The organism is Mesorhizobium sp. CNPSo 4684 (assembly GCF_057784315.1).
The window spans coordinates 129,160-148,500 of sequence record NZ_JBWLUX010000008.1 but is presented as its reverse complement, the minus strand read 5'-3'; the positions used below and the strand labels follow the sequence as shown (position 1 = coordinate 148,500).

Sequence of the window (19,341 nt, the reverse complement as noted above, 5' to 3'; positions counted from 1 at the left end):
AAAGCGTTTCCTGATTTGAGTCGTTCGACGCGTCGACCGCGTTTTCCGTCTGGGGGGCAACCTGCCGGGAGACTCGGACTCCATCTGGTCGCTGAATGCGTGGTTGCGGGCCCGCCGTGAGAGGATGACGGGATATGAAGAACAAGCATGTGGCTGTCCTCCTGGGCGGATTCTCGTCCGAGCGGCCCGTGTCTCTGTCTTCGGGAAAGGCGTGTGCGGATGCGCTTGAGAAGGAAGGCTACCAGGTTACCCGCGTCGACGTTGCGCGCGACGTCGGCGCCGTGCTTGGCGAGCTCAAGCCTGATGTTGTCTTCAACGCGTTGCACGGTCCGTTCGGTGAAGACGGCACCATCCAGGGCATCCTCGAATATCTGGCCATTCCCTACACCCATTCGGGTGTGCTCGCCTCGGCGCTCGCCATGAACAAGGAGCAGGCCAAGAAGGTTGCCAAGGCTGCCGGCATCGCGGTGGCGGAATCGAAGGTTGCCAGCCGCTTCGCCATTCAGAACAAGCACCCGATGAAGCCGCCCTATGTGGTGAAGCCTGTCAATGAAGGCTCGAGCTTCGGCGTTGTCATCGTGCATGAAGGGCAGTCGCATCCGCCGCAGGTCATCGGCTCGTCCGAATGGAAATATGGCGAGACCGTCATGGTCGAGCGCTATATCCATGGCCGCGAGCTGACCTGCGCCGTCATGGGCGATGTGGCGCTTGGCGTCTGCGAGATCATTCCGACTGGCCATTCGTTCTACGACTATGATTCAAAATACGTCGCCGGCGGATCAAAACACGAAATCCCTGCTAAAATTTCACCGAATATTTACCAAAAAATACAGACACTGGCGCTCAAGGCACATCTGGCTATCGGCTGTCGGGGCGTTTCCCGGTCGGACTTCCGCTATGACGATCGTCACTCCGAAAACGGCGAAATTGTCTGGCTCGAGATCAACACTCAGCCTGGCATGACGCCGACGTCTTTGGTGCCTGAAATCGCCGCCCAAGCGGGGCATTCGTTCGGCGATCTGTTGAGTTGGATGGTGGAGGACGCTTCGTGTCTGCGTTGAAATGGGGACAGGACAAGGGCAGGGGCGGCGCCGGGCCGGCGCTGTTCGGCATGCCGTTGTCGTTCGACCATTTCGTACTGCCGCGCGTGTTGCGCCGGCCGGTGCGCGTGCTGGCGCGCCTGGGTGGCGGCGACTTCGTCGCGCCGCGCTTTTCCGCGGCCATCCTGTCCGCTTCGCTCATCGCATCGAGCAGCCTCTATGGCGCCATTCTCGGCGGCCATGCCGACGACATCGTCCAGAGTATCACCGCCCGCACCGGCTTTGCCGTCGACCAGATCAAGGTGGTCGGCAACCGCCAGACCTCGGAGATCGACATACTGGACCGGCTTGAACTCGATGGCTGGACGTCGCTGATCGGCTTCGATGCCGAGGCAGCGCGCGAGCGCATCGATACGCTGCCCTGGGTCGAAGTGGCGGCGGTGCGCAAGGTCTATCCGCATACGCTGGAAGTGCGTGTCGAGGAGCGCGAACCCTTCGCGCTCTGGCAACAGGGCTCGGAGCTTTCCGTCATCGAGCGCTCCGGCGCGGTGATCGCGCCGTTCTCGGGCGGCAAGCAGGCTTTGCTGCCGCTGATCATCGGCACCGGCGCGCCGGCCAAGGCGCCCGACTTCCTGGCCAAGATCAAGAAGTATCCGGAGCTCGCGGCGCGGGTCAAAGGCTATATCCGCATCGGCGAGCGGCGCTGGGACCTGAAGCTGGAAAACGGCATCACCGTCAAACTGCCTGAGGATGGCGAGGACCAGGCGATCGCCGAGCTGGTTCGGATGGATCATGACAACGGTCTTCTGACACGCGATATCGCCGCCATCGACATGCGCATCTCCGATCGCCTGGTCGTGCAGCTGACGCCGGAAGCGGCGACGCAGCGCCAGGCGGCGCTCAACGAAAAACCGCAAAGCCTCAAGCGCAAGTCGGAGACGAAGATATGAGCTGGCTTGGCGGCAACAGCGATGCCTCTTCGCGCCGCTCCGGCACGCTGACCGTGCTGGATGTCGGCTCAAGCAAGGTTTGCTGCGTGGTGGCGAAACTGAAGCCGCGCGAGGACGGCAAGCTGTTGCGCGGCCGCTCGCACCGCATCCAGGTGATCGGCATCGGCCATCAGAAGTCGCAAGGCGTGAAGTCGGGCGTGGTCGTCGATCTCGACCGCGCCGAGCACGCCATTCGCCTGTCCGTCGACGCCGCCGAGCGCATGGCGGGACTGACGGTGGATTCGCTGATCGTCAACATGACGGCCGGCCGGCTGAAGAGCGAAACCTATTCGGCCACCATCAACCTTGGCGGCCATCAGGCCGACGAGGCAGACATCAAGCGCGTGCTTGCCGCCGGCGCCAAGCAGGCGCTGAAGGCCGAGCGCGACGTGATCCATTCGCTGCCGGTGGGCTTTTCGCTGGACGCCGAACGCGGCGTGCGCGATCCGCGCGGCATGGTCGGCGACCAGCTCGGCGTCGACATGCATGTGCTGACAGGTGACGCCGCACCGCTGCGTAATCTGGAGCTCTGTATCAACCGCTCACATCTGTCGGTCGAGCGCATGGTGGCGACGCCCTATGCCAGCGGACTTGCGGCGCTTGTCGATGACGAGCTCGAAATGGGCGCGGCCTGCATCGACATGGGCGGCGGCACGACGACGATCTCGGTGTTTTCGGAAGGCAAGTTCGTGCATGGCGACGCCATCGCCATCGGCGGCAATCACGTGACGCTGGACATGGCCAAGGGCCTGTCGACGTCGCTCGACGCCGCCGAACGCCTGAAGGTGATGCATGGCTCGGCGCTGCCCGGCAGCGCCGATGACCGCGACCTGGTGGCGATCCAGCCGATCGGCGAGGAAGGCGAGATGCCGCTGCAGATCCCGCGCTCGGTGATGACGCGCATCATCCGCGCCCGCATCGACGAGACGCTGGAGCTTCTGCGCGACCGGCTGAACAAGTCGGGCTACGGCAATGCCGTGGGAAAACGCGTCGTGCTGACCGGCGGCGCCAGCCAGCTTGCCGGCCTGCCCGAGGCGGCGCGCCGAATTCTGGGACGCAATGTGCGCATCGGCCGCCCGCTCGGTGTGGCGGGGCTGCCCGAAGCCGCCAAGGGGCCGGCTTTCTCGACGGCGGTCGGACTGCTGATCTATCCGCAGATGGCGAGTTTCGAGAGCCATCCGGCGAAAGGAATTTCCGGTCTCAGGATGACCGGAACGGGCGGAAAACTGCATCGCATGAGTCAGTGGTTGAGAGACAGTTTCTAATTGACGGGGACAGCCCCATAGGCGGCCGCGGCGGCGAAGCGGCGGGAAAGGCAAAGGACGGAGACAATGACCATCAATCTGCAAAAGCCGGACATCACCGAGCTCAAGCCGCGGATCACCGTGTTCGGTGTCGGCGGCGGTGGCGGCAATGCCGTCAACAACATGATCACCGCGGGCTTGCGCGGCGTCGAGTTCGTGGTGGCCAACACCGACGCGCAGGCGCTGACCATGTCGAAGGCCGAGCGGCTGATCCAGCTCGGCGCGCATGTCACCGAGGGGCTTGGCGCCGGATCGCAGCCGGAAGTCGGCCGTGCGGCGGCTGAGGAATGCATCGATGAGATCATCGATCACCTCTCCAACACCCATATGTGCTTCGTCACCGCCGGTATGGGCGGCGGCACCGGCACTGGTGCCGCCCCGGTCGTTGCCCGCGCGGCGCGCGAAAAGGGCATCCTCACCGTCGGCGTCGTCACCAAGCCGTTCCATTTCGAAGGCCAGCGCCGCATGAAGACGGCGGATATGGGCATCGAGGAACTGCAGAAATGCGTCGACACCCTGATCGTCATCCCCAACCAGAACCTGTTCCGGTTGGCCAATGACAAGACCACCTTCGCCGACGCCTTCGCCATGGCCGACCAGGTGCTCTATTCCGGTGTTGCCTGCATCACCGACCTGATGGTCAAGGAAGGCCTGATCAATCTCGACTTCGCCGACGTCCGCTCGGTGATGCGCGAGATGGGCAAGGCGATGATGGGCACCGGCGAGGCTTCGGGCGAGGGCCGCGCGATGGCCGCCGCCGAGGCAGCGATCGCCAACCCGTTGCTCGACGAGACCTCGATGAGGGGTGCCAAGGGCCTGCTGATCTCGATCACCGGCGGCCGCGACCTGACCCTGTTCGAAGTCGACGAAGCCGCGACCCGCATCCGTGAGGAAGTCGACCAGGACGCCAACATCATCCTGGGCGCCACTTTCGACGAGGAACTCGAAGGCGTCATCCGCGTCTCGGTGGTCGCCACCGGCATCGACAAGTCGGCGGCCGAAATCGCCGCGGTGCCGATCTCGATCCGCGCCGTGCCGCCGCAGCAGAAGCCTGTCAGCCGTCCGGCTCCGGCCGCGGAAGGCCGGCCAGCGCCGGTCCAGCAGACCTATGAGCAGCGCGCGGCCGATCCGGTCGCCGAGGCGATCCAGCTTGCCGAAGCCAATGCGGCGGCAATGGCTCGTCCGGCGCCGATGCCCCAGGCGGAAGACTTCCGTCCGCAGAGCAAGATCTTCCAGGCCCCGCCGGCACAGCCGCAACCTGTCGTGCAGCCGGTGATGCAGCCGGCGCCGCTGCGGGAAATGCCGCAGCCGGTGGCTGCCGCACCGCAGCGCATGCCGCGGGTGGAGGATTTTCCGCCGGTGGTGAAGGCCGAGGTGGAAGCCAAGGGAAGGCCGACCGACCATGAAAACAGCGGGCCGATGGGACTGCTCAAGCGGCTGACCAACGGACTGACGCGCCGCGAGGAAGAGCCGGCCCGATTGCAGCCGGCACAGCCGCGCGAACCGAAACTGCGCCAGGCGGCGCCCGAAATGCGCCGCCTTGCCAGCCAGGATCCGCAGCTCTACGCACCGCGCCGTGGCCAGCTCGACGACCAGGGCCGGTTGACGCCGCAGACCCGGTCTGCCCAGGAAGACGACCAGCTGGAGATCCCGGCGTTCCTGCGCCGCCAGGCCAACTGAGCCGTTAACGGTATGTAACACTTGTTAACAGGCAGACGAGAGATCGTTTGCCTGTTAACGCTTAAAGCTGTGTGATAACAAGACGTTACGATGTGGCGCTCACAGCAGGTCGCGGTTACACAGAGTAAGAAACCGTGATTTGGAGTCTCCCTGACGGGCCACTATCTTTGCCGCAGCACTTTCGGTGTGCTGGGATTCGGGGAGTTGGCCCTGCCTGCCGATAATAAAGAGCCGCGCCCTTCGGGGCTATAAAGCGGACATGGGCGTTATGGGCTATGGGGTTTGTCTTGCAAGACTACCAGACGACACTTCGATCGCGTGCGACGCTAACAGGTACCGGCGTTCACAGCGGCAAACCGGTCACCGTCAATTTCCTTCCCGCGGACGCCGACACGGGCGTCGTCTTCCACCTTTCGACCGGAAGCGAGAGCCGTGAGTTTCGTGCGCTGGTTGCCGAAGTCGGCGCGACCGATCTCTGCACCATGCTTGGCGACCCGGCAGGTGAACATATCGCCACCGTCGAACATCTGATGGCGACGCTCTTCGGACTCGGCATCGACAACATCGTCATCGAGATCGACGGCCACGAGGTTCCGATCCTGGACGGCAGCGCGGTGGCGTTCGTGGAAGCCATCGACCAGGCCGGCATCGAGACGCTGGCGGTCAAGCGCCGCTATATCAGGGTGGTCAAGCCGGTTCGCATCGAAAACGGCGCGTCCTGGGCCGAGTTCAGGCCCTATAGCGGCACGCGCTTCGAGGTCGAGATCGATTTCGAAAGCCCGGCGATCGGCCGTCAGCTGTTCGCCTCCGACATCAATCCCGACGTCTTCCGCCAGGACATTGCGCGTGCCCGCACCTTCGGTTTCATGAAGGATGTCGAGCGGCTGTGGGCGGCAGGCTATGCGCTGGGCTCCTCGCTGGAGAACTCGCTGGTGATCGGCGACGACAATCGGGTGATCAATATGGGTGGCCTGCGCTATCCCAATGAATTCGCTCGCCACAAGACGATGGACGCGATGGGCGATCTGGCGCTGGCCGGTGCCCGTTTCATCGGCTGCTTCCGCTCCTATCGCGGCGGCCACCGGATGAACGCCGCAGCGTTGCGGCGCCTGCTGTCCGACCGTTCAGCCTTCGAGGTCGTCGAAACCACACGCCGCGAGCGCGGCCGCACCGCCGAGATGAGCGCCGTCACCGGTCCCGTCTTCGCGCCCTGGGTGATCTGATTCTTAACGATTTTCTGGCTTTCTGAGCGCTGGCTGGTGTTGCGCGGATGCATCACCGGCCGGTGAAAGCGCATAGCTTTCGAGGCAACACCAAGCCGCCACAAAAATGTGCGATTGGCTAGACATAGCGTTGCTGGGCAAGACAGTTATGGTTTATGGCTGCTGCCGTCGATTAGACGCATGTCGCTCAAAAGTGGGGACCAGTTTTGAGGGAACGCCATGCGAAAGGCATTGAAATAACGCCGAAAGGGCGCAATCCAATCATGTTCTTCACGCGAGTTGGTCAATCGAAAGCGCCGTATCGGGCTGTTTTCCTGGCGCTTTCGATAGTTGTGCCATCGCTGTTCCTGTCGGCCTGCATGTCGTCCGAGAAAGACGTCGATTTGTCGACCTATGTCGACCAGACCGAACCGGCCGACGTCCTTTACAATCAAGGCCTTGCCAATCTCAACGCCGGCCGCCTGGATGAGGCGAGCAAGAAGTTCGACGCCGTCGACCGTCAGCATCCCTATTCCGAATGGGCCCGTAAATCGATGGTGATGGGCGCCTTCGCCGACTACCGCGCCGGCCACTATGACGAGGCCATCGGCTCGGCCAAGCGCTATCTTACGCTCTATCCGTCGACCGACGACGCCGCATACGCGCAGTATATCATTGGCCTGAGCTATTACCGCCAGATCAAGGACGTCACCCAGGATCAGAAGGAGGCACGCCAGACCGTGCAGACGATGCAGGATCTGGTGACGCGCTGGCCGACTTCGGAATATGTCGACGACGCCAAGGAAAAGATCCGTTTTGCCAACGACCAGCTCGCCGGCAAGGAGATGCAGATCGGCCGCTACTATCTCGAACGGCGCGAATACATCGCCGCCGTCAAGCGCTTCCGCAATGTGGTCGAAAACTATTCCAACACCCGTCATGTCGAAGAGGCGCTGGCGCGCCTGACCGAGAGCTATTACGCGATGGGCTTGACCTCGGAAGCGCAGACGGCCGCGGCCGTGCTCGGCACCAACTATCCCGACAGCCAGTGGTACAAGGATTCCTACAAGCTCTTGCAGAGCAATGGGCTTGAGCCGCGCGAGAATGCCGGGTCGTGGATATCCAAGGCTGGGAAGCTGATCACCGGCGCCTGACGCCTGAGCATCGACTGAAGCGATCACAGCGCTTTTCGGATTGATCCGACGCTCAAACAAAAAGATAGTGCGGCGCTGCGACTCCACCGGTCGCATGCCGCATTGAGGCGCGTCGCGCGCTTTAAGTCTTTGGTTTTGTGCATGCCGTTGTCCCAAACCGGTCCGCTTGGGGCGACATGCGATAGGTTCGGGTTCTGATGCTTTCCAGACTGTCGATCCGCGATATCGTCCTGATCGAGAAGCTGGATATCGACTTCCAGCCCGGCCTTTCCGTGCTGACCGGTGAAACCGGCGCCGGCAAATCCATCCTGCTCGACGCGCTATCGCTGGCGCTCGGCGCGCGCGGCGACGCCTCGCTGGTGCGCCATGGCGCCGCCCAGGGCCAGGTCATCGCCGTGTTCGACGTGCCGCGCAACCATCCGGTGCGTGCGCTGCTTGCCGAAAACGCCATCGAGGACGACGGCGACATCATCCTGCGCCGGCTGCAGACGGCGGATGGCCGCACCCGCGTCTTCGTCAACGACCAGCCGTCCAGTGTCACGCTGATGCGCGACATCGGCCACGCGCTGGTCGAGATCCACGGCCAACACGACGAGCGGGCCCTGGTCGATCCCGGCGCGCATCGCGAATTGCTGGACAGCTTTGGCGGCCATCTTGGTGCTGCCCGCGCGACAGGCGAGGCGTGGCGCTATTGGCGCGGCTGCGAGCAGGACTTTGCCCGGCATCGCGCCAAGGTCGAGGCGGCGGCGCGCGAGGCCGATTATCTCAGGGCATCGGTGGCTGAGCTGGCCAAGCTCGATCCGCAGCCCGGCGAGGAAACGCAACTGGCCGAACTGCGCGCCACGATGATGCGGGCGGAAAAGATCGCCTCGGAAATACACGACGCGCAGGATGTGCTGTCAGGTCCATCCTCGCCGCTGCCGCAGCTGGCCAGCCTGCTCCGGCGCCTGCAGCGCAAGGCCAGCGAAGCACCTGGCCTGCTTGAGGATGTGGTGAAGTCGCTCGATGAGGCGATGCTGTCGCTGGATGCGGCACAGTCCGGTGTCGAGGCGGCGCTGCGCGCCACCGAATACGATCCGCAGCGGCTGGAGAAAGCGGAAGAGCGGCTGTTTTCGCTGCGCGCGGCGTCACGCAAGCACAGCGTGGCGGTCGATGATCTGGCGCAGCTGCGCGACACGATGTCGGCCGACCTTGCCGATCTCGATGCCGGCGAGGAACGTCTGCATGGGTTGGAGAAACAGGCCGCCGCGGCGCGCGAGGCCTATGACATTTCGGCGGCCCAGCTGTCCTCGCTTCGCCATGCGGCTGCGATCGGCCTGACCAAGGCTGTCATGGCCGAACTGCCGGCGCTGAAGCTCGAGCGGGCCGAGTTCATCGTCGGGCTGACCAGCGATGGCGAAAACCGCATGGAAGAAGGTATCGACCAGGTCGAGTTCTGGGTGCGCACCAATCCCGGCACAAGGCCCGGCCCGATGATGAAGGTTGCGTCCGGCGGCGAGCTGTCGCGCTTCCTTCTGGCGCTCAAGGTGGCGCTGGCCGACCGTGGCTCGGCGCCGACATTGGTCTTCGACGAAATCGACACCGGGGTAGGCGGCGCCGTGGCCGATGCCATCGGCCAAAGACTGGCCAGGCTGTCGACGCGGGTGCAAGTGCTGTCCGTCACCCATGCGCCGCAGGTGGCGGCACGTGCGGCGACGCATTTCCTGATCTCCAAATCCGGCGGCTCGGACAAGGTCGCCACCGGCATCGCCGAGATGGACCGGGCGGCGCGCCAGGAAGAGATCGCGCGCATGCTGGCCGGCGCCACCATTACAGACGAGGCGCGCGCGGCGGCGGAGCGGTTGCTGCGCGAGAATACGGCGGCGGCTTAACAACCGGCAAATGCCCGAATTGGCTTTTCCGGAAAGAGTCAGGATATGGCGACATCCTGCTGTTCGGGTTTGATTTTTCCACAGCCTATCTCGCTGACAGCAAATCCTGATTTATAGTGGCCCACCAGAATTCGAGGACCGCGCCGCATGTTTGAAAAACCAGTCGAATCGTTGAGCGAAAGCGAAGCCGCGGATGAGCTTGCGCGGCTGGCCGAGGAGATCGCCGGCCACGACCGGCGCTACCATGCCGAGGACGCGCCGACGATCACCGACGCCGAATACGATGCGCTGCGGCGGCGCAACCTTGCCATCGAAGAGCGCTTTCCCGGTCTGGTGCGCGAGGATTCTCCCTCGCTGCGGGTCGGTGCCGCGCCGGCCGAAGGCTTTGCCAAGGTGCGCCATGCGGTGCCGATGCTCAGCCTCGCCAAGGCCTATACCGACGAGGATGTCACCGATTTCATCGAACGTGGCCGCCGCTTCTTCGACCGCGACAAGGATCTCGACATCGCGTTTACGGCCGAGCCGAAGATCGACGGGCTGTCGGCGTCGTTACGCTATGAACGCGGCATGTTCGTTCAGGGCGCCACGCGCGGCGACGGTGCGGTGGGCGAAGACATCACCGCCAATCTCAGGACCATCGCCGACATCCCGGCCAAGTTGAAGGGATCGGGCTGGCCCGAGACCATCGAGATACGTGGCGAGGTCTACATGACCTATGCGGAGTTCGAGGCGCTGAAGGCGCGCTCGGCGGCGGTCGGCGGCCAGGACTATGTCAATCCGCGCAACACGGCTGCCGGATCGCTGCGCCAGAAGGATGCCTCCGTCACCGCCAGCCGCAATCTCAAATTCTTCGCCTATGCCTGGGGCTACACGACGGCAGATCCCGCGCCGACGCAGTACGAATCCGTGCAGAAATTTGCCGAGTGGGGCTTCAAGGTCAGCCCGCTGATGGTGCGGGCGAAGTCGGTCGATGATCTCATCGCGCAATATCACAAGATCGAGGAACTGCGCTCGTCGCTCGGCTACGACATCGACGGCGTCGTCTACAAGGTCGATCAGCTGGAACTGCAGCGTCGCTGGGGGTTCGTCACCGGCGAGCCGCGTTGGGCAGTTGCGCACAAATTCCCTGCCGAACAGGCGATGACGACGGTGCAGAAGATCGATATCCAGGTTGGCCGCACCGGCACGTTGGCGCCGGTGGCGCGGCTGGCGCCGGTCACGGTTGGCGGCGTGGTGGTCGAAAACGTGACGCTGCATAATGAGGATTACATCAAAGGCTTCGACAGCAACGGCTTGCCGATCCGCGACGGCATCGATGTGCGCATCGGTGATACGGTTGTCATACAACGGGCAGGCGACGTCATTCCGCAGATCGTCAGCGTCGTCATCGACAAGCGGCCGGGCGATGCGGTGCCTTACGAATTCCCCCACACCTGTCCGGTCTGCGGCTCGCCGGCGACGCGCGAGGTCAACGAGAAGACCGGCAAGGAGGATTCGCGCCGGCGCTGCACCGGCGAGCTGATCTGCGCCGCGCAGGCCGTGGAACGGCTGCGCCATTTCGTGTCGCGCGGGGCGCTCGACATCGAGGGACTGGGCGCCGAAAACATCGACCTGTTCTTCAATTCGGGGCTGGTCAAGACCGCCGCCGATATCTTTACCCTGAGGGATCGCCGGCCGGCGGTCACCAGGGCGCTGGCCGAGCGGCGCGAGGAGCAGGCGAGGCAGCGCGAGGCGGCATCGGGCAAGGCGCGCAAGAATGTACGCGGTGTCGAGGACCGCAACTATGAAGGCCTCGACAAGCTGTTCGCGGCAATCGATTCGCGCCGCGAGCCGGAACTCGACCGCTTCATCTTCGCGCTAGGCATCCGCCATATCGGCGAAACGACAGCGGCGGTGCTTGCCCGCACCTTCTCGACCATCGAGGAGCTGATCCGCGTCGGCAAGGAGACGGCAGCGGCGGAAGATCCGCACAGTGTTTTCCCCTCGATCAACGGCATAGGCGACACGGTGATCGATTCGCTGCGCGATTTCTTCGGCAATGAGCGCAATGACGACGTGCTCGACAGACTGCTCGAGCAGGTCAAGCCGAAGCCGTACATCGTCACCGTCTCGGCCGACAGCGAGGTTGCCGGCAAGACCATCGTCTTCACCGGCACGCTGGAAAAGATGACCCGGTCCGAAGCCAAGGCGATGGCCGAACGGCTCGGCGCCAAGGTAGCAGGTTCGGTGTCGGCGAAGACCGACCTCCTGGTGGCCGGGCCGGGCGCGGGCTCCAAACTAAAGCTTGCCAGCGAACTCGGCGTCGAAGTCATCGACGAGGACACATGGTTGCAACGGGTCGGCAAGGCATGACCGGCGGTTCGTTCAAAGGGTTTGGCCAGAAAGCCATCCCGTTCCTGAAGGCACTCGACTTCCACCAGAGCCGCGAATGGTTCCAGGAGAACCGGGCGCTTTACGACAGCGAGCTGCACGAGCCGCTCTGCGATCTGGTCGAGACGCTGACGGAGCGCTTTGCGGCGGCGGGGCTCGGCCTGCGCGGCGACCGCAAGAAGTCGCTGTTTCGCATCAATCGCGACGTGCGCTTCGCCAAGGACAAACGGCCCTACAACCAGCATCTGTCGGCCATCCTGTCGCCGGACGGCACCAAGATGGAGCAGGGCGTGTTCTTCGTCTATGTCGGGATCGACCGCTGCTTTGCCGACGTTGCCTGGTGGAATCCGGAGCCGCCCCTGCTGCTGGCGATGCGCAAGGCGATTATCGCCCGGCCAGCCGAGTTCCGAAAACTGCTTTCAACGCTGAAGAAAAACGGCTTCGAACTCGAAACCGAGGGTCGGTTGAAGCGCACGCCGCGCGGCTTCGAGCAGGTCAACGAACCCGATCTTGTCGACGCCATCCGCAACCGGCACTTCTATGTCCAGCACATGATCGATCCGGCCGGCATCCACGCGCCGGCGCTGGTCGACGAGCTTGTCGATTTCACATTGCGCGCCAAGCCGTTGCTCGATTGGGGCAGGGCGATCCAGGGCACCGCGCTGCGGAGCTAGTCCAGGCACACTACGCGGCTACATCCGCATCAAAAGACCGCCGTCGACGGCGAGTTCGATGCCGGTGATGTAACTTGCCGCGTCGGAAAGCAGGAAGAGCGCGGCATTGGCCATGTCCTGCGGCGTGCCGATGCGGCCGAGCGACGCATAATTGGCAACGGCAGCGCGCTTCTCCTCGGTGTCCCAGCGCGCCAGGCGCGCATATCAAAGCCAATCAGGAACGGAAACGCTCACAATACAGGAACCCTTTCGCTGCACTTTGAAGGCGCCAGCCAACGCTTCATCGCCATTCCACGAAACTTCATGGTCGTTTGCCTTTGCGAACTTCTCAAAGTCGGCGACCGACAAGTGACAAGAAGACAAACTAACACTCGCCATATTTGCCAAGAAGCGCATCTCTCTACGTTGCAATCCAATTTGTTCCCTTAGATTGTCGATTTCCAAAGCCGGACCGAGACTCCGTATGAATAACAGGATCGCAACAATAGTCGGAACAGCCACAAAAGTTATCAACAAAACTTTCTTCATCTTAATCCCGCCTGCAAGGCATCCAAAGAGAAAGTATCGCAGAAGTTCAATTTGTTTTTACTAAACGTATACAAGTCGATGCTAGCAGGTATTTTCTCTACACGCAACTAGAACCAATTTCAGCGCTACCTAATATATATAACTATCTATATCTAACTAACCACATTACTTGGTCTGTTCCATTCCGGTTAACAATGTCTGAGTATTCCGTTCGATCGAGCGACAGCATCAAGCTAGCCAACGCGCTGCTCGACTACATCCGCATCAAAAGACCGCCGTCGACGGCGAGTTCGATGCCGGTGATGTAACTTGCCGCGTCGGAAAGCAGGAAGAGCGCGGCATTGGCCATGTCCTGCGGCGTGCCGATGCGGCCGAGCGGCGCATAATTGGCAACGGCAGCGCGCTTCTCCTCGGTGTCCCAGCGCGCCTGCAGTGGTGTCAGCGCCATGCCCGGGCAGATCGAATTGGAGCGGATGCCATCGCTCGCCAGCTGCATGGCGAGCGACTTCGAAAGTGCACAGACGCCGGCCTTGGAGGCTTGGTAGGCATCCTGCGGTTTGGGATCGCCGCGATACCACTGGATGGTCGAGAAATGCACCATGGCGCCGCCACGCCCGCCCGCGCGCATGTGCGGAACCACCGCTCGCGCCGTGTGTACGAAGGACTTCAGATTGATGTTGAAGACCTGGTCCCAGACATCGAGATCCATTTCGAGGGCCGACTTGTCGCGGCCGAACCAGAGCACGCCTGCGACATTGGCGAGATAGTCGATGCCGCCGCGCTCACGGCCGGCAGCGCTGATGGTCCGTTCGACGAAGGCGGCGTCGGTGAGGTCGCCCTGGGCGAAGGTGAGCCGGTCGTCATAGGCGGCAAGCGATGCCGGACGCGGCTTGACGTCGATGGCGGTGACCGAAGCGCCAGCATCGAGCAGCGCCAGCGCGATCGCCTCGCCCATGCCGCCACCCGCCCCGGTGACGATCGCATGCCTGCCGGTGAAATCATAAGCGATCATCTGAAACCCTCGTGTGTTTTTGCGACCCCTGACATCAGTTTCGCTGATTTGTTGGCTCAAGCGAATTCGTCTGACTTTTCAGCCGCCGGCTCCTACATAGCAGCGCGAGCTGGGAATGTGACATGTCGGCAGAGACCTTAACCGAAAATTCTGTGGCCAATGATTTCTGGGACGGTGTGCGCCTGTCGATGCCAGTGGTGGTCGCCGCGGCGCCGTTTGGGCTGCTGTTCGGCGCTATTGCCGTCGACAATGGCTTTTCCGTTCTCGAAGCTTTTGCAATGAGCGCGCTGATCTTCGGCGGCGCCAGCCAGATGGTCGGCATCGAATTGTTCGGCCAGCATGTCGCGCCATGGCTGATCGTGCTGTCGATCTTTGCGGTCAACTTTCGCCACGTGCTTTACTCCGCCAGCATCGGCCGGCGCATCGCGCACTGGCCTGTTATCCAGCAGGCGCTGGGCTATTTCGTGCTCACCGATCCGCAGTTCGCGGTGGCCGAGCGCAAAGCCGAAGCCGGCGAGACCGTTGGCTTTGCCTGGTATATGGGGCTGGGCCTGCCGGTCTATGTGTTCTGGGGCATCGAAAGCGCGCTGGGCGCGGTGTTCGGCAAGCTGATCCCGGACACGCACGCGCTCGGCATCGACTTCCTGCTGCCGATCTATTTCCTCGGCCTGGTCATGGGTTTTCGCAAGCGGCCACTGTGGCTGCCGGTGGTGATTGCCAGCGCCGCCGCGTCGATCATCGCCTACAAGACGGTCGGTTCGCCCTGGCACGTTTCCATCGGCGCCGTTGCCGGCGTGCTTCTGGCCGTCATCTTGCCGCCCCACCATAGCGGCGTGGAGGCAAAGCGATGAGCACCACATTCTGGATCATCGTTGCCGGCGCGATCGCCACCTATCTCACGCGTGTCGGCGGCCATCTGGTGATTTCGCGCTTCGACCATATCCATCCGCGCGTCGAGGCGGGTTTGAATGCCGTGCCGGCGGCGGTGCTGACGACGCTGGTGGCGCCGGCGGCCCTTGGCGCCGGGCCGGCGGAATGGGCGGCACTGGTTGTCGCCGCTGTGGTCTCGCTGCGGGGCGGGCTGATGGCCATGTTTCTGGCCGGTGCGGTGGTGCTGATCCTGGCGCGGCAGTTTGTGGGGTAGGAACCTGCCGGCAGGACAGTTTCGAACTGTCGGCGCTGCCCCTCATTGCCCTGCCGGCGTTCGTCACTCGAAAAGCCAAGCAATTGGCTTTTCGTCCGCTTCGCTGACCGCTCCTCAACTCCCGTAAACGGGGAGAAAGAAGCTCACCTCAAATCTTCGCGTCGTGCGGCAGCGGGGCGGTTGCTTTCTCCAGCCAGGCTAGCGTCTCGCCGTCGAGCATCGGGCCGATCTCAGCCAGTACGCGCGCATGATATGCGTCCAGCCATTGCAGCTCTTCCCGCTGCAAGAGGTCGGTTCGGATAAGCCTGACGTCGATTGGCGCCAGCGTCAGCGTCTCGAAACTGTGCATGGCAATGTCGCCGCCTTCGACCTGATCGGCCGGCGTCACCAGGATCAGGTTCTCGATGCGGATGCCGTAGGAGCCTTCCTTGTAGTAGCCGGGCTCGTTGGAGAGCATCATGCCGGCGAGCAGCTTTTCGGTCCCGGTGCGGGCAATGCGCTGCGGCCCTTCGTGGACGGCGAGATAGGAGCCGACGCCATGGCCGGTGCCGTGCGCGAAGTCGCAGCCATGCTTCCACAACGCCATGCGTGCCACCGCGTCTATCTCAGAGCCGCGCGTGCCCGCCGGGAAGCGCAGCGTCGAAATGCCGATCATGCCCTTCAGCACCAGCGTGAAGCGCTCGCGCATCTCTTCGGTCGGCTGGCCGATCGGCACGGTGCGGGTGATGTCTGTCGTGCCGTCCTGATACTGGGCGCCGGAATCGAGCAGGAACAGTTCGCCCTTTGTCAGCTTGCGGTTGGTGGCGCGCGACACGCGGTAATGCATGATGGCGCCATTCGGGCCGGCGCCGGAAATGGTGTCGAAAGAGACGTCGCGCAGCGGCATCTGCGTTTCCTCGCCGGTCTGCCGGCGCGTCTCTTCCAGTTTGGTGACGACGGTTATTTCGTCGAGCGAACCCGGCTTCTGCCGCTCCAGCCAGCATAGCAGCTTGGCGACGGCCGCCCCGTCGCGACGGTGCGCGGCGCGGCTGCCGGCGATCTCGGCCTGGTTCTTGGTGGCACGCGGTATGCGGGCGGGATCGGGCGCGGCAACAAAGGTTCCGCCATTGTCCTCGACCAGCATTCTGAGCTTTTCGGCCGCCAGCACCGGATCGAGCGCGATCCTTGCGCCACCTTTGGCAAGGGCGATGATTGCCGCCTCGAATTCGCCGGGCTCATGCAAGTCGGCAAGCTGGCTGAGATAGGCGGCGACGGTGCGCGAAAACTTGCGCTGGTCCATGAACAGCTGGTGCTTGCCGTCGGCTGCGAGGATCGCGAAACCGAGCGCCAGTGGCGTGTGCGGCACGTCACCGCCGCGGATGTTGAAGGCCCAGGCGATCGAGGAGGGGTCGGTTAGGACGGCGTGCGTGGCGCCGTCCTTGGCGATCGCCGCTGCCAGCCGCACCAGCTTGTCCTTGGCCAGTTCGCCCGCAAAGCCGATCGGGTGGATCTCGACCGACGCCACCGGTGGTGCCGGCTGATCCTTCCAGATGATATCGATCGGGTTCTTGTCGAGCGGAACCAGCGTGGCGCCGGATTGCTCGGCCGAAACATTCAGCGCCTTGACCTCGTTGATCGTGTGCAGCCATGGGTCGAAGCCAAGTCGCGCGCCCTTGCCGAGATTGTCCTTGATCCAGGACGCTGGCGGGTTGTCGACGAGGCTCTCGATGGCGAAAATGTCGAGATCGACTTCGTGGCGCACCTGCAGCGTGTAGCGGCCGTCGACGAACATGAAGGCGCGGTCGCGCAGCACAAGGGCGACGCCGGCCGAGCCGCTGAAGCCGGTCAGCCATTTCAGTCGCGCCGAGCGGTCGGCGACGTATTCGCCCTGGTGCTCGTCGGCGCGGGGCACCAGAAATCCATCGAGGCCATTATCCGCCAGCCATTGCCGCAGCAGCTTCGCGCGCGGCTTGCCGACGCTGGGATCGCCGGCGGAGTCAAAGGTCTGGAACATGATAGGCCTCCTCAGGTGCTTGGCTTGAGCGTAGCGCATGCCCCCGAAAACCGGAATCGATTTTCGAAAGAGCGGATTGGTCCAAGCGCTCGACTTAAAGCGCGTCGCGTCTGAACGGATTCAGGGGACGCGCTTTAAGTATTTATTTTATGCATGTCGTCCTCTCAAAACCGGGACCACTTTTGAGCGACATACATTAGTGTTTGAGGTGGATCGTCACCCAGCCTTCGCGGTGCAAGGTCCTGACATGGCGAAAATTCTGGCCGACATAGGCCGAGATCACCGCGTTGCACTGGCGATCGAGGATCCCGGACAGCACGATCGAGCCGCCGAGCCGGATATGCCTCGCCATCTCAGGCGCCAGCCGCATCAGCGGCCGCGCCAATATGTTGGCGACGATGAGGTCGAAAGGCGCGCGTTTGCCGAAGATGGGGTGATGAAAACCGGGCGCAGTCACGGTTTCGACCAGCGCCTTGACGTGGTTGAGGCGGGCATTGGCGGCGGCAACCCTGACAGCGATCGGATCGATGTCGGTCGCCAGCACCGGAATATGCGCCAGCTTGGCGACGGCGATCGCCAGCACCGCGCTGCCGGTGCCGAGGTCGAGGGCATTCCTGGGATGCTCGCGGCGCACAACCCGTTCCAGCATTTCCAGGCAGCCGGCCGTAGTGCCGTGATGGCCGGTGCCGAAGGCAAGGCCGGCCTCGATCTCGATGGCGAGTTCGCCGCTGTGGCGCTTCCTGCGGTCATGCGCGCCGTGGACGAAGAAACGCCCGGCGCGCACCGGCTTCAGCCCTTCCAGCGAGCGTGCCACCCAGTCGATATCTGGCAAGACCTCGCGTTCGATCGGCTTCGACAGGGAAAGGCCAGAAAGGATATCTCTGAGCCGTGCCTCGACCGCGTCGACATCGCCGTCGGCATAGAGCGAGACTTCATGGATGTCGCGGTCCTCGTCGACTTCGAGCACGGCGAGCGGCAGGCCTTCATCCTCGAAAGCCATTTCGAGCGCGGCAAAGATGCTGTCGGCCTCGACCTTCCCGGCCGTGAAATGGAGCCTGGTCTGCGTCATCAGCTTTGGGCGCCTGCCGCCAGCCGCTTCAGCTTGGCGATCGCCGTGTCGGCGCTCTCGCCGTAAGCGATCGTGCCGGCGAACTCGCCCTTGGCATTGAGCAGCAGCACCGAGGCGGTGTGGTCCATCGTGTAGTCGCCGTCGCCGGTGTCGACCTTTTTCCAGTAGATGCTGAACGACTTCGCCATCGCGTGCACCTTGTCGGGATCGCCCGATATGCCGACGATGCGGTCGGAAAAATTGCTGACATAGGTGTTCATCACCTGCGGCGTGTCGCGCTCGGGGTCGACGGTCACGAAATAGGCGTTGAGGTTCTTGCCGTCGTCGCCCAGCGTCTTCAGCCAGCCGGCAAGTTCGAACAGCGTGGTCGGACAGACTTCCGGGCAATGGGTGAAGCCGAAGAAGACGACGCTGGGATGGCCTCTGAAGGCGGCTTCGGTGATCGGCGCGCCTTTCTGGTCGACCAGCGTGAACGGCGCTCCGAACGGCTCGCCGCCATAATGGCCCTTGTACCAGTCGAAGGTGAGCCAGCCGATGCCGGCGGCCATCAGAACCAGAATGCCGACTAGGATTGAACGCATCATAAGGAAGTGTCCGTCGTGATTTCTTTTAGGCGCCGGATTGGCGCCTGCGGCGGCAGTCTTAGCCGGTAGCGGCGGTCAAGGCAAAGATGCCGCGTTGCCGCAACCGGCTCTCGATGCTGCCTCGCACGCGGCCGGAATTACCAAACGGTAATTTGACCGGTTTGGGCCTCTACCTATCTTGACGGTCTGTTCTCTTGCTGTGGAACCAGCCAATGTCGGATATGTCTGTGGCTTCCTACTCCAAGACCCAGATCTGGCTGCACTGGAGCATTGCGGCCCTGATCCTGATCCAGTTCCTCGCCCATGACGGCATGGAGCATGTGTGGCGTGCCTTTCGCAGGGGGCAGGAGGCCTCGCCCGGTGATGTGCCGCTGGCCTATCTGCATGTCGTGATCGGCCTGGCCGTGCTGGTTCTGGCTGCGTGGCGGCTTTGGCTCAGGGCGACGCGCGGCGTTCCGCCGGTATCGGGTATGGAGCATCCGGTGTTGAAACTGCTCGCCAAGGCGACGCATTTCGTCATCTACGCCCTCATCTTCATCGTCCCGCTCTCGGGCGCCGCCGCATGGTTTGTTGGTGTGCCAGGGGCAAGTCTGGTGCATGTGCTGGGCAAGGACATCCTGCTCTATGTGGTGCTCTTGCATACGGCAGGCGCGCTGGTTCAGCATTTCGTCTTCAAGACCGACGTGCTGCGGCGGATGCTGGCATTCCGGCAGGCCTAGCTTGCAAA

Annotated in this window: 18 protein-coding genes; 12 read left to right on the top strand and 6 right to left on the bottom strand. The window is 63.1% G+C overall.

The genetic code is table 11. The annotated features are described in order from the left end of the window. Window positions 1-134: 134 nt before the first annotated feature. From AC04SG_RS09520 to AC04SG_RS09480, 9 genes are all read left to right on the top strand, one after another. Window positions 135-1,061: a D-alanine--D-alanine ligase gene (locus AC04SG_RS09520; protein ID WP_192258444.1), complete on the top strand. Its 927-nt coding sequence runs from the start codon at window positions 135-137 to the stop codon at window positions 1,059-1,061. Next, window positions 1,049-1,990, top strand: a complete 942-nt coding sequence (locus AC04SG_RS09515; protein ID WP_488550813.1) for a cell division protein FtsQ/DivIB — start codon at window positions 1,049-1,051, stop codon at window positions 1,988-1,990. Before AC04SG_RS09520 ends, AC04SG_RS09515 begins: the two co-directional genes overlap by 13 nt. Beyond that, the gene (gene ftsA, locus AC04SG_RS09510; protein WP_488550812.1) at window positions 1,987-3,294 is read left to right on the top strand and encodes a cell division protein FtsA; all 1,308 of its coding nucleotides are present in this window, start codon (window positions 1,987-1,989) and stop codon (window positions 3,292-3,294) included. Before AC04SG_RS09515 ends, ftsA begins: the two co-directional genes overlap by 4 nt. 66 nt (window positions 3,295-3,360) lie before the next feature. Beyond that, complete coding sequence (gene ftsZ, locus AC04SG_RS09505; protein ID WP_488550811.1) at window positions 3,361-5,013, top strand: cell division protein FtsZ; 1,653 nt, start codon at window positions 3,361-3,363, stop codon at window positions 5,011-5,013. 275 nt (window positions 5,014-5,288) lie between these two features. Beyond that, window positions 5,289-6,236 (top strand): UDP-3-O-acyl-N-acetylglucosamine deacetylase, encoded by a 948-nt coding sequence (gene lpxC, locus AC04SG_RS09500; RefSeq protein WP_112560392.1) that lies wholly within the window; start codon window positions 5,289-5,291, stop codon window positions 6,234-6,236. A gap of 263 nt (window positions 6,237-6,499) precedes the next feature. Then, entirely contained in the window at window positions 6,500-7,369 is an 870-nt protein-coding gene (locus tag AC04SG_RS09495) for an outer membrane protein assembly factor BamD (protein WP_112560393.1), read from the top strand. Between the two features lie 197 nt (window positions 7,370-7,566). Beyond that, window positions 7,567-9,240, top strand: a complete 1,674-nt coding sequence (gene recN, locus AC04SG_RS09490) for a DNA repair protein RecN (RefSeq protein ID WP_192258441.1) — start codon at window positions 7,567-7,569, stop codon at window positions 9,238-9,240. A gap of 147 nt (window positions 9,241-9,387) precedes the next feature. Further along, entirely contained in the window at window positions 9,388-11,592 is a 2,205-nt protein-coding gene (gene ligA, locus AC04SG_RS09485) for an NAD-dependent DNA ligase LigA (RefSeq protein ID WP_488550810.1), read from the top strand. Continuing rightward, complete coding sequence (locus AC04SG_RS09480; protein ID WP_488550809.1) at window positions 11,565-12,284, top strand: DUF2461 domain-containing protein; 720 nt, start codon at window positions 11,565-11,567, stop codon at window positions 12,282-12,284. Before ligA ends, AC04SG_RS09480 begins: the two co-directional genes overlap by 28 nt. Before the next feature lie 18 nt (window positions 12,285-12,302). Here AC04SG_RS09480 and AC04SG_RS09475 read toward each other — a convergent pair whose 3' ends face one another. The 3 genes from AC04SG_RS09475 to AC04SG_RS09465 form a co-directional block, all read right to left on the bottom strand. Continuing rightward, window positions 12,303-12,479 carry an SDR family oxidoreductase gene (locus AC04SG_RS09475; protein WP_488550863.1) on the bottom strand — a complete coding sequence of 59 codons (177 nt, stop codon included), beginning with the start codon at window positions 12,477-12,479 and terminating at the stop codon, window positions 12,303-12,305. A 9-nt stretch (window positions 12,480-12,488) separates the two neighbouring features. Next, window positions 12,489-12,812 (bottom strand): hypothetical protein, encoded by a 324-nt coding sequence (locus AC04SG_RS09470; RefSeq protein WP_488550808.1) that lies wholly within the window; start codon window positions 12,810-12,812, stop codon window positions 12,489-12,491. Between the two features lie 253 nt (window positions 12,813-13,065). Next, window positions 13,066-13,824 (bottom strand): SDR family NAD(P)-dependent oxidoreductase, encoded by a 759-nt coding sequence (locus AC04SG_RS09465; RefSeq protein WP_488550807.1) that lies wholly within the window; start codon window positions 13,822-13,824, stop codon window positions 13,066-13,068. Between the two features lie 122 nt (window positions 13,825-13,946). Here AC04SG_RS09465 and AC04SG_RS09460 point away from each other — a divergent pair, with 122 nt between their 5' ends. Together AC04SG_RS09460 and AC04SG_RS09455 are read left to right on the top strand one after the other, a co-directional pair. Further along, entirely contained in the window at window positions 13,947-14,675 is a 729-nt protein-coding gene (locus AC04SG_RS09460; RefSeq protein WP_488550806.1) for an AzlC family ABC transporter permease, read from the top strand. Continuing rightward, window positions 14,672-14,968, top strand: coding sequence for an AzlD family protein (locus AC04SG_RS09455; RefSeq protein ID WP_488550805.1), 297 nt, complete (start codon window positions 14,672-14,674; stop codon window positions 14,966-14,968). Before AC04SG_RS09460 ends, AC04SG_RS09455 begins: the two co-directional genes overlap by 4 nt. Window positions 14,969-15,116: 148 nt before the next feature. Here AC04SG_RS09455 and AC04SG_RS09450 read toward each other — a convergent pair whose 3' ends face one another. The 3 genes from AC04SG_RS09450 to AC04SG_RS09440 form a co-directional block, all read right to left on the bottom strand. Continuing rightward, window positions 15,117-16,961 (bottom strand): aminopeptidase P family protein, encoded by a 1,845-nt coding sequence (locus AC04SG_RS09450; protein WP_488550804.1) that lies wholly within the window; start codon window positions 16,959-16,961, stop codon window positions 15,117-15,119. Window positions 16,962-17,157: 196 nt separating this feature from the next. After that, window positions 17,158-18,030, bottom strand: coding sequence for a 50S ribosomal protein L11 methyltransferase (locus AC04SG_RS09445; protein ID WP_488550803.1), 873 nt, complete (start codon window positions 18,028-18,030; stop codon window positions 17,158-17,160). After that, window positions 18,030-18,614 (bottom strand): SCO family protein, encoded by a 585-nt coding sequence (locus tag AC04SG_RS09440; RefSeq protein WP_112560401.1) that lies wholly within the window; start codon window positions 18,612-18,614, stop codon window positions 18,030-18,032. Before AC04SG_RS09440 ends, AC04SG_RS09445 begins: the two co-directional genes overlap by 1 nt. 212 nt (window positions 18,615-18,826) lie before the next feature. Here AC04SG_RS09440 and AC04SG_RS09435 point away from each other — a divergent pair, with 212 nt between their 5' ends. Further along, window positions 18,827-19,333 carry a cytochrome b gene (locus tag AC04SG_RS09435; protein ID WP_488550802.1) on the top strand — a complete coding sequence of 169 codons (507 nt, stop codon included), beginning with the start codon at window positions 18,827-18,829 and terminating at the stop codon, window positions 19,331-19,333. Window positions 19,334-19,341: the final 8 nt, after the last annotated feature.

Bases quoted from the DNA above. Each gene is read 5' to 3' on its own strand.
- AC04SG_RS09460 (WP_488550806.1), top strand. From the start codon at position 13,947: ATGTCGGCAGAGACCTTAACCGAAAATTCTGTGGCCAATGATTTCTGG.
- AC04SG_RS09450 (WP_488550804.1), bottom strand. From the start codon at position 16,961: ATGTTCCAGACCTTTGACTCCGCCGGCGATCCCAGCGTCGGCAAGCCG.
- lpxC (WP_112560392.1), top strand. From the start codon at position 5,289: ATGGGGTTTGTCTTGCAAGACTACCAGACGACACTTCGATCGCGTGCG.
- ligA (WP_488550810.1), top strand. From the start codon at position 9,388: ATGTTTGAAAAACCAGTCGAATCGTTGAGCGAAAGCGAAGCCGCGGAT.
- AC04SG_RS09440 (WP_112560401.1), bottom strand. From the start codon at position 18,614: ATGATGCGTTCAATCCTAGTCGGCATTCTGGTTCTGATGGCCGCCGGC.
- AC04SG_RS09445 (WP_488550803.1), bottom strand. From the start codon at position 18,030: ATGACGCAGACCAGGCTCCATTTCACGGCCGGGAAGGTCGAGGCCGAC.
- AC04SG_RS09455 (WP_488550805.1), top strand. From the start codon at position 14,672: ATGAGCACCACATTCTGGATCATCGTTGCCGGCGCGATCGCCACCTAT.
- recN (WP_192258441.1), top strand. From the start codon at position 7,567: ATGCTTTCCAGACTGTCGATCCGCGATATCGTCCTGATCGAGAAGCTG.
- ftsA (WP_488550812.1), top strand. From the start codon at position 1,987: ATGAGCTGGCTTGGCGGCAACAGCGATGCCTCTTCGCGCCGCTCCGGC.
- AC04SG_RS09470 (WP_488550808.1), bottom strand. From the start codon at position 12,812: ATGAAGAAAGTTTTGTTGATAACTTTTGTGGCTGTTCCGACTATTGTT.
- AC04SG_RS09495 (WP_112560393.1), top strand. From the start codon at position 6,500: ATGTTCTTCACGCGAGTTGGTCAATCGAAAGCGCCGTATCGGGCTGTT.
- AC04SG_RS09465 (WP_488550807.1), bottom strand. From the start codon at position 13,824: ATGATCGCTTATGATTTCACCGGCAGGCATGCGATCGTCACCGGGGCG.
- ftsZ (WP_488550811.1), top strand. From the start codon at position 3,361: ATGACCATCAATCTGCAAAAGCCGGACATCACCGAGCTCAAGCCGCGG.
- AC04SG_RS09435 (WP_488550802.1), top strand. From the start codon at position 18,827: ATGTCGGATATGTCTGTGGCTTCCTACTCCAAGACCCAGATCTGGCTG.
- AC04SG_RS09480 (WP_488550809.1), top strand. From the start codon at position 11,565: ATGGTTGCAACGGGTCGGCAAGGCATGACCGGCGGTTCGTTCAAAGGG.
- AC04SG_RS09520 (WP_192258444.1), top strand. From the start codon at position 135: ATGAAGAACAAGCATGTGGCTGTCCTCCTGGGCGGATTCTCGTCCGAG.